The following is a 7801-nucleotide window of genomic DNA, read 5'->3' on the forward strand; positions in this document are numbered from 1 at the left end:
TTGACCGATATCCATGCCGCCAGCGATTCGCTGCAACTGGCCCTTACCGCTGCGCGGCGGGAAGGATTCGACCGGATGCTGATCCTGGGCGATCTCCTCACCTATGGCGTGCAGCCGCTGGAGACGCTGGAACTGGTGCAGGGCGCGGCGGCGCGTGACGGCGCGGTCCTGGTCCGGGGCAATCACGACCTGCTCTACCAGGAATCGCCCGCGGCGGAGGCCGTTCGCGCCGACCTGCCCGACTGGCTGCGCGAGAGCATCGACTGGACCGACGCCCATATTCCTCCCGGCTGCATGAAGGCATTCGACTGGCGGGATAGCTGGTCGCAGGGGCCGCTGTTCGCTGCTCATGCCAATCCCTTCGACTTTGGCGACTGGCGCTATATCCGTTCGGCGCAGGAGGCGGAGGAAGCCGCCGCGATGGTGGCGGTGCGCGGCTTTCGCTACGGCCTGTTCGGCCATGTTCACCGGCATCGCCGCTATGATTGCGACGCCGCCACCATCTTCACCCTCGCCTCGCTCGGTCAGCCCCGCGACGACCGGGACCGGACGCCGAAATGGGCGATGATCGAAATCAGGGGAGATTTTGTGACCATCGAAAGCCGCGACATCGATTTCGATCCGGAGGACCAGATGCACGCCATCCGCGCCACCACCCTGTCCGCGCCCACGCAGGAGCGGCTCTGCCGATTCTTCGCATGAAGATTCTCGTCACCGGCGCGGGCGCGGTCCTGGGGCAGGGCATCATCAAGTCGCTGCGGCAATCGACATTGGGGTGCAGCGTGATCGCGGCCGATCCCAATCCGCTGTCAGCGGGCCTTTATTGGGCGGACGGCGCCTATCGTCTGCCCTTCGCCAATGACCCGGCCTTTGGCGACCGAATCCATCAGTTGCTGGACCGGGAGCGGCCCGATGCCGTGCTGGTCGGCACCGATGTCGAGCTGTCCTGGTTCGCGGCGGAACGGCACCGGCTGGAGGCGCTGTTCGGGACGCATGTGCTGGTCAGCGATCCCCGCGTCGTCGCCATTGCCGACGACAAGCTGGAAACCGCGCGCTTCTTCGCGAGCGTGGGCCTGCCTCACCCCGCTTCGGCCGCCGCCGAGGATGAGGAAGCGGTAGAGGCGCTGATCGCCCATGTCGGCTTTCCGCTGGTGGTCAAGCCGCGCATCGGCGCCCGATCGGTCGGCGTATCGCTCGTCCATGATCGCGCCGAACTGGCGCTGGCGCGGGAAGGGCGTAGCGGTCTCGTCATTCAGCAATGCGTCGGCGACCCCGATTGCGAGTTCACCGCCAGCACGCTCGTCTTCGATGGCGAGGTGCAGGCGTCGATCGTGATGCGCCGCGACCTGCGCGACGGAAACACCTATCGCGCCTATGCCGCCGACTATCCCGAATTGAACGAACAGGTGCGGGCGCTCGGCCGGGCGCTGCAACCCTATGGTCCCGCCAATTTCCAGTTCCGCACCGATCCCGATGGAACTCCCCGCGTGTTCGAAATCAATGCCCGCTTTTCCGGCACGACGCCGCTGCGCGCCATGGCGGGCTTCAACGAGGTGGAGATGTGCGTGCGGAAACTGCTCCATGGCACGCCGATCGTGCAGCCGCCGGTGCGGTCGGGGGTGATCCTGCGCTATCTGGACGAGATGTTCGTGCCGCAGGAGCGCATCGACGCGGTGCAATGAGCGGCGACGCTCCCTTGCTGGCCCTGACCGGCGGTTCGGGCTTTGTCGGCCGTCATTTCGCGGTGGCCGCGCGCCGAAAAGGCTGGCGCATCCGCCACCTAGCCCGTCGCCGTCCGCCTGACGCTGATCCGGTGGATGAATGGGCTTTTCTCGACCTTTCGGCTGTCGAGAGCGCGGGGCTGGGCGGTTGCACGGCGCTGGTCCATCTTGCCGCGCATATTCCCTCCGACCATCGCGATCCGGCCGAAGCGGAGCGCTGCTGGCGGATCAATGTGCTTGCTACGCTCAAACTGGTCGATGCAGCGCTGCGGGCGGGCGTGGGGCGGATCATGCAGGCGAGCAGCGCCAATGCCTATGCCCCGGCCACCGAGCCGCCGGATGAGCATGCGCCGCTCTTTCCGCGCAGCAGGGGCTATTATCTCGGTTCGAAGGTCGGCCAGGAAATCTATGCTGCGGAGCGCTGCCGGGGGGAGGACGTCCTGCTCCAGACGCTGCGATTGGCTTCGGTCTATGGGCCGGGTCAGCAGAGCGGCGCGCTTGGCGCTATGGCGCAAGCCGCAGCCAATGGCGGGCCGATCCGCATCCATGGCACGGGAGCGTTCGGTTCGGACCTCGTCCATGTCGAGGATGTGGCGAAGGCGATGCTGCTGTTGCTGGCCAGCGACAGGGCCGGGCCGTTCAATGTCGGGAGCGGCGTATGCACCACTATCGCGGAACTGGCGCAATTGTTGGCAGAGCGCAGTGGCGTATCGGTGGTGCATGAGGCCGGAGCGAGGGAAGATTGCGGATTTCCTGCCCTCAATATCCACCGGTTGAAGGCGTTGGGCTATTCTCCGATGCCCTTGGAGCAGGGCGTTGCAACGATGCTCAAGGCGTCGATGCAAAGGATCTCAGGTGATAGGGCAGGATGAAACCCCAACGTCCGCCGGGATGACATGCTATACTGCCCTTCAGCTACCGTTCGGGCCGCCGCCGGTGTTGCTGCCGCCGCCACCGCCGCCCATGCCGCCGGCGCCGACCGCGCCGATATTGCCGAAAATCTCATCGAACAGGCTGCGATGGCGGCCCAGCGTCGGCGTCTTGTCGCCCGCAGGGGAAATCTTCGCGACTTGCTCCAGTCCCATGCGGTCCACAGCCACGACATTGCCGGCCGCATCGAAGCGGACGTGCAGCACGGTCTGCGACACCGGCTTGGGGTTTGAAAAAGCGAGCGAGCGCATGTCCCGCGACACATAATACCAGTCCTGGTCACCGAACTGCGCGGTAAAGCTCGGCCGGCCCAGCGTTCCTTCCACCGATGCGCGGTTGTCGATGCCCGGCTGCACCGAATCGACCAGCAGCTTGTCGACCTGATAGCCCTGATGGGTGCGGATGCGGGTGCAGCCCGACGCGCCCAGAAGCAGCGCGCAAAGGCCTGCGCCAAGCAAAATCCGCCCGGTGCGGGATTGGCGGCTGAACTGGCGCATGAACTTCTCCTGCGGGGGCACGCCCCGGACCTTGCCGAAAAACAAAGCCGCCATTGCATCGGGCGGCCGGGCGATCAATATGGAAATGCGCGGGCCTCGGCAAGGGGCCGCCGTTCGGTTCAGCCAGGAAACAGTCACAGTCATGCCCAGCATCTTTCAGCGTCTGTTCGCACAGAGCGACCCCAAGGACGCGATGCGTACCCTTTATAACGCCATCGTCGCGGAAGGTCGGCAGCCCCATTGGTATGTGGAGGGGCAGGTTCCCGACACGATGGACGGGCGGTTCGACATGATCGTCGCCATCCTCGCGCAAGCGTTGATGCGGCTGGAGGCGCAGGGCGGACGCCAGGAAAGCGTCTGGCTGACCGAGCTGTTCGTGGACGATATGGACGGCCAGCTCCGGCAGGAGGGCATTGGCGATGTCGTCGTGGGCAAGCATATCGGCCGCATGGTGAGCGCGCTGGGCGGGCGTCTTGCGGCCTATCGCGCGGCGCTGTCGGGCGAAGCGGAACTCAGCGAAGCGATCGCGCGCAATCTCTATCGTGGCGAGGCGCCGTCCGCCGATGCGCTGGCTCATGTCGAATCGCATCTGCGCTCGCGCTGGGTCAGGCTCGGCTGCCTCAGCCGCGATGCCCTGACGGCGGGAGACCTTGGATGAACGCTGTTCCCGAATTTTCGCGGCCTGTCCGAATCGATCAGCTTGCCCGCCATGCGCAGCCGGTGACCATCACCGCCGACGCCGCCGAACGCGAGGCGTTGGCCAAGCGCTTCCATCTGCTCGCTCTCGACCGGCTGGAGGCGGATTATGCGTTGAGCGAAGAAAATGGCGCTATCTTCGCCAAGGGGAGGGTGCGTGCCGCGCTGGCCCAGCCCTGCGTCGCGACCAGCGTGGCGGTGCCTGAAAAGGTGGATACCGATTTCCTCCTGCGCTTCGTCAAGGAAGGCGCAGAGGTGCCCGAAGCGGACGAGCTGGAACTGGACGCGGAGGATTGCGACACAATAGGTTTCGACGGCCTGGTCATCGACATGGGCGAAGCGGTTGCCGAGACGGTGGCGCTGGCCATGACGCCCTACCCGCGCTCGCCTAAAGCTGACAGCATCCTGCGCGAAGCGGGCGTGCTGAGCGAGGAGCAAGCCAGTCCCTTCGCCGCGCTGCTGTCGCTCAAGGACAAGAAATGAGGTTGGCGCGGGCGGTGCTGAGGAGCGGCTTCCGTTTCCCTTCCGTTCCGCCCTGTGGCATAAGCGCGGACCATGGAAGTCCCGCCGCGCAAGATCATCCATATCGACATGGATGCCTTTTACGCGTCGGTCGAGCAGCGTGACGATCCCAGCCTTCGCGGCAAGCCGCTGGCGGTCGGCGGCGGCGGTCCGCGCGGCGTAGTCGCGACGGCCAGCTATGAAGCGCGCAAATATGGCGTCCGCTCCGCCATGCCCGGCGCCAGGGCGCGGCGGCTCTGCCCCGACCTGCTGTTCGTCCGCCCCCGTTTCGAGGTCTATCGCGCTGTTTCGGCGCAGGTGCGGGAGATTTTCTCGCGCTTCACTGACATCATCCAGCCGCTTTCGCTGGACGAAGCCTATCTCGACGTCACGCTGAACAAGCCGGGCATCGCTTCGGCCACGCGCATAGCGGAGGAAATCCGCCGCCTGATCCGGGAGGAAACCGGGCTCACCGCTTCGGCTGGAGTGTCCTATAACAAGCTGATCGCCAAGCTGGCGTCCGACCAGAACAAGCCCGACGGCATCTGCGTCGTCCGGCCGGAGGAAGGGGCGGCCTTCATCGCGAACATGCCGGTGCGGCGCATCCATGGCGTGGGGCCGGTCACGGCGAAGCGGATGCAGGCGCTCGGCATAGAAACCGGCGCGGATTTGCGCGCTCGCAATCTGGCCTTCCTCCAGCATCATTTCGGCAGCGCCGCCCATTATTATTATCGCGCCTCGCGGGGCGAGGACGACCGCCCCGTGCACGAACGGCAGGAACGCAAATCGGTCAGCGTCGAGGATACTTTCTTCGACGATCTGACGACCGAGGACGCGCTGATCACGGAAATCGACAGGATCGCAGTCAACCTCTGGAGCCGCATCGAAAAGAGCGGCGCCTATGGCCGGACGGTCGTGCTCAAGGTCAAGTTCGCGGATTTCAGGATCATCACGCGGTCGAAAAGCTTCGGCGGCCCGGTGCGCTCGCCCGACATATTGGCGGAGACGGGCCGGGCGCTGCTGCGCGCCCAATTGCCGCTACGCATGGGGGCGCGGCTATTGGGTCTGGGCGTCCACAATCTCGATCAGGAGGAACCGGACGGGGAGGCGGGCGAACAGCTCCGCCTCCTGCTCTGACGGTTCAGAAGGGCAGCCAGTTCCGCTTCTCGGTGAACTTCATGTAACCGGCGTTGACGCCCAGCCGGTAACCCACGCCCAGCCGGATCGGGATCAGCACCACGCTGCCCCAGCGCAGATAGCTGGCGGTGAAGCCGCCCACCAGATAGGCCGTGCCCTCGGCTGCCGGGAAGCGGTGATAAAGTTCCTGGGTATCGTAGAGATTGTAAACGAGCACGAAGGTATTGGCCGCATTGCCGCCCACGTCGAAGCCGATGGACGGGCCGGTCCAATAGACCTCGCGCTTGCCCTCGATCTTGTGATTGAGCGTGCCCGAACCATAGCGCAGGCCGACGACGAACGCGCCCGACGCCTCGCGCCCGGCAATATAGGCATTGGGCCGGCCCTGATCCTTCAGGATCTTCTCGATGATGCCGGCCAGCCCTGCCGCGCCCTTGCCGAACACTCCCTCGGCCGCGCCGATCAGGTCGTCCTGCTGATAGGAATCGCCGGGAGCGATCGCCGCGGGGGGAGAGTTGGCCGTCACTGGCGCGCCGGTCGCCGTGGAGTCTGAAGCGGCCGGGGGCGGATTATAGGGCGCGCCGCTGTCGGCGGGCGCGCTGCTGCCCGACTGGACGTCGGGATCGATGCCCGGATCGCTGGGCGTGCTGTTCTGCTGCGGCACGGGCGCCAGGTCGGAATCGATGGCGCTGTTGGGATCGACGGTGCGCACTTGCGCCTGTGCGGCGACCGGCGCCAGCGTCATGCCCGCCAGCGCGACCGCCAGAGCGCCCGCCCGCGCTGCGCGGGCCGATACCCGCCCCAAAATCCCGATCATGCCCGCTACTCCCCAAAGAACCCGCACTTCAACCATATTTCAGATTATCGGGGAACAAGCTGAAACGACAATGAACGAACGGCGACCCGAGTCGATTCCGCGCCAGTCCGAATCCTCTTTTCGAAATAAGCGCGATTTTTCTCCGCTGCGGACCGTTGCCATGCATGAAAGCCGCCGCTATAGGCCGACATCTAGCCACTGCTCACCTCATCCGGTGGGCGAATTCGTGCGGAGACGTGGGTGAGTGGCTGAAACCAGCGGTTTGCTAAACCGTCGTAGCCTTAAGGGGCTACCGAGGGTTCGAATCCCTCCGTCTCCGCCACCTTTTCCCCTATCCACTTGAGATCGGGGCATTTTTTGTTCCCCGATCTTAAAGCCCCACATTTGGCCCCACACTGACCCGGAAAGTTCGATGCCACGAGTCCAGCCTTCTTTGACTTCCTTTGCCTATCTGTGATTGGTCGCCAATGCAGGGAAGGGACTACTGCGCCGGAGCGGACTAGAAGGGATTCTTGTTTCTAGAGGCCCCCGGGAGGGGGATTTAGATTCGGCAATGGGGGACGGGGGTTCATGATGTCTCGCAGAATTTTTGGGATTTTTTCGAAGGACTATCCAAAAGGTGTGCTTTTTTCCTGACACACGCCTTTTACAAACGGCGGGATTAGCGCGACCTATTCAACGCGACATTCGGCACCGCCGCTTAACCGTCGTCCTGATAGTCAGTTCGCCCGCTTAACAAAAAGCGCGGTGAAGCTCAGCGTAATCGGCACAACGAGCCCGAGCACAACGCCCAGAGGGCCATATCTTGCCACAATACCCCAGCTATACGTCGCTTTTTGAAAAGGCAGAAAAGCGTTGGGATTGGGCACCTCCGAGAGCGGGAGGATCATCATCGAGCGGCTGTAATCCAGCGCTGAACCCAACCGAATGAAGATCAAGAACAAAACCACCGAAATAGCGAGTAGTGCGATCACAAGAATCTTCCTTTGATCGGCATTCGCATTCGCCAACCCAGTATGGGGCCTTACATCGAGCAGGGATTTTGATTCGGAGACTGAACGATTCGAATCAAATGTGCTTTGCGCATTCTCGCTCGAGGTACCTGCCGTCACTCCATCGGAAGGTTGGACTGCCGCATATGGGGTTCGAACGCAAAAAGGTTGGACCCAGGAACAGCTTGCCTTCGAAGCAGATGTGAAGCGCAGTTACATAAGCGAAATCGAAAGCGGGAAACGCAACCCGTCTCTGGATGTCGTGGAGAAGATCGCAAAGGCGTTGGATGTCAAACTCGGATTATTGATGGAATGAGGCCATCCATGATTATGCAATCCAGTCGGGTCGTAGCGCATCTTTGAACTGCTCGACGCTGACCTGCCTGTCAAACGGCGTTCAAAAGGGACCCCCGATCGGCGTCGAAGAGGGACCCCCTTTTCAGATAATATGATGCTGGTTTGTTGAAGATGGCCTTGCGCTGCGTGCGGCGGAGGGCGGGCGTAGCCCGA

Annotated in this window: 10 protein-coding genes and 1 tRNA gene; 8 read left to right on the top strand and 3 right to left on the bottom strand. The window is 63.6% G+C overall.

From position 1 onward, the window contains the following. The 3 genes from HHL26_RS17250 to HHL26_RS17260 are packed head-to-tail and all read left to right on the top strand — an operon-like array spanning window position 1 to window position 2593. Window positions 1–702, top strand: a complete 702-nt coding sequence (locus tag HHL26_RS17250) for a metallophosphoesterase family protein (protein WP_237229852.1) — start codon at window positions 1–3, stop codon at window positions 700–702. Beyond that, complete coding sequence (locus HHL26_RS17255) at window positions 699–1682, top strand: ATP-grasp domain-containing protein (RefSeq protein ID WP_066561064.1); 984 nt, start codon at window positions 699–701, stop codon at window positions 1680–1682. Before HHL26_RS17250 ends, HHL26_RS17255 begins: the two co-directional genes overlap by 4 nt. After that, window positions 1679–2593 carry an NAD(P)-dependent oxidoreductase gene (locus HHL26_RS17260; RefSeq protein ID WP_066561062.1) on the top strand — a complete coding sequence of 305 codons (915 nt, stop codon included), beginning with the start codon at window positions 1679–1681 and terminating at the stop codon, window positions 2591–2593. The genes HHL26_RS17255 and HHL26_RS17260 overlap by 4 nt, the downstream gene beginning before the upstream one ends. Window positions 2594–2632: 39 nt before the next feature. Here HHL26_RS17260 and HHL26_RS17265 read toward each other — a convergent pair whose 3' ends face one another. Further along, window positions 2633–3202 (bottom strand): outer membrane protein assembly factor BamE, encoded by a 570-nt coding sequence (locus HHL26_RS17265; protein WP_066562092.1) that lies wholly within the window; start codon window positions 3200–3202, stop codon window positions 2633–2635. A gap of 88 nt (window positions 3203–3290) precedes the next feature. Between HHL26_RS17265 and HHL26_RS17270 the strand changes: the two genes are divergently transcribed. The 3 genes from HHL26_RS17270 to dinB all read left to right on the top strand — a co-directional run bounded on the left by HHL26_RS17270 (window position 3291) and on the right by dinB (window position 5482). Continuing rightward, a complete protein-coding gene (locus HHL26_RS17270; protein WP_066562093.1) occupies window positions 3291–3806 on the top strand; it encodes a ubiquinol-cytochrome C chaperone family protein in 516 nt (171 codons plus the stop codon). Next, window positions 3803–4327, top strand: a complete 525-nt coding sequence (locus HHL26_RS17275) for a DUF177 domain-containing protein (protein WP_066561060.1) — start codon at window positions 3803–3805, stop codon at window positions 4325–4327. Before HHL26_RS17270 ends, HHL26_RS17275 begins: the two co-directional genes overlap by 4 nt. A 72-nt stretch (window positions 4328–4399) precedes the next feature. Next, entirely contained in the window at window positions 4400–5482 is a 1083-nt protein-coding gene (gene dinB / locus HHL26_RS17280; RefSeq protein WP_066561058.1) for a DNA polymerase IV, read from the top strand. A 4-nt stretch (window positions 5483–5486) separates the two neighbouring features. Here the strand turns inward: dinB and HHL26_RS17285 are convergent, their stop codons facing one another. Then, window positions 5487–6299 (bottom strand): DUF1134 domain-containing protein, encoded by an 813-nt coding sequence (locus HHL26_RS17285; protein ID WP_066561048.1) that lies wholly within the window; start codon window positions 6297–6299, stop codon window positions 5487–5489. 230 nt (window positions 6300–6529) lie between these two features. Here HHL26_RS17285 and HHL26_RS17290 point away from each other — a divergent pair. Beyond that, window positions 6530–6621: transfer RNA gene (locus HHL26_RS17290), tRNA-Ser, on the top strand. A gap of 397 nt (window positions 6622–7018) precedes the next feature. On the opposite strand, the gene HHL26_RS17295 is transcribed toward HHL26_RS17290, so the two are convergent. Further along, window positions 7019–7273 (bottom strand): hypothetical protein, encoded by a 255-nt coding sequence (locus HHL26_RS17295; protein WP_145907448.1) that lies wholly within the window; start codon window positions 7271–7273, stop codon window positions 7019–7021. Between the two features lie 100 nt (window positions 7274–7373). Between HHL26_RS17295 and HHL26_RS24620 the strand changes: the two genes are divergently transcribed. Beyond that, window positions 7374–7607: a helix-turn-helix transcriptional regulator gene (locus HHL26_RS24620; RefSeq protein WP_066561042.1), complete on the top strand. Its 234-nt coding sequence runs from the start codon at window positions 7374–7376 to the stop codon at window positions 7605–7607. Window positions 7608–7801 lie beyond the last annotated feature (194 nt).

The organism is Sphingobium sp. TB-6, from assembly GCF_012927365.1.
GTDB lineage: Bacteria > Pseudomonadota > Alphaproteobacteria > Sphingomonadales > Sphingomonadaceae > Sphingobium.

Bases quoted from the DNA above. Each gene is read 5' to 3' on its own strand.
- HHL26_RS17255 (WP_066561064.1), top strand. From the start codon at position 699: ATGAAGATTCTCGTCACCGGCGCGGGCGCGGTCCTGGGGCAGGGCATC.
- HHL26_RS17260 (WP_066561062.1), top strand. From the start codon at position 1,679: ATGAGCGGCGACGCTCCCTTGCTGGCCCTGACCGGCGGTTCGGGCTTT.
- HHL26_RS17265 (WP_066562092.1), bottom strand. From the start codon at position 3,202: ATGGCGGCTTTGTTTTTCGGCAAGGTCCGGGGCGTGCCCCCGCAGGAG.
- HHL26_RS17270 (WP_066562093.1), top strand. From the start codon at position 3,291: ATGCCCAGCATCTTTCAGCGTCTGTTCGCACAGAGCGACCCCAAGGAC.
- HHL26_RS17275 (WP_066561060.1), top strand. From the start codon at position 3,803: ATGAACGCTGTTCCCGAATTTTCGCGGCCTGTCCGAATCGATCAGCTT.
- dinB (WP_066561058.1), top strand. From the start codon at position 4,400: ATGGAAGTCCCGCCGCGCAAGATCATCCATATCGACATGGATGCCTTT.
- HHL26_RS17285 (WP_066561048.1), bottom strand. From the start codon at position 6,299: ATGATCGGGATTTTGGGGCGGGTATCGGCCCGCGCAGCGCGGGCGGGC.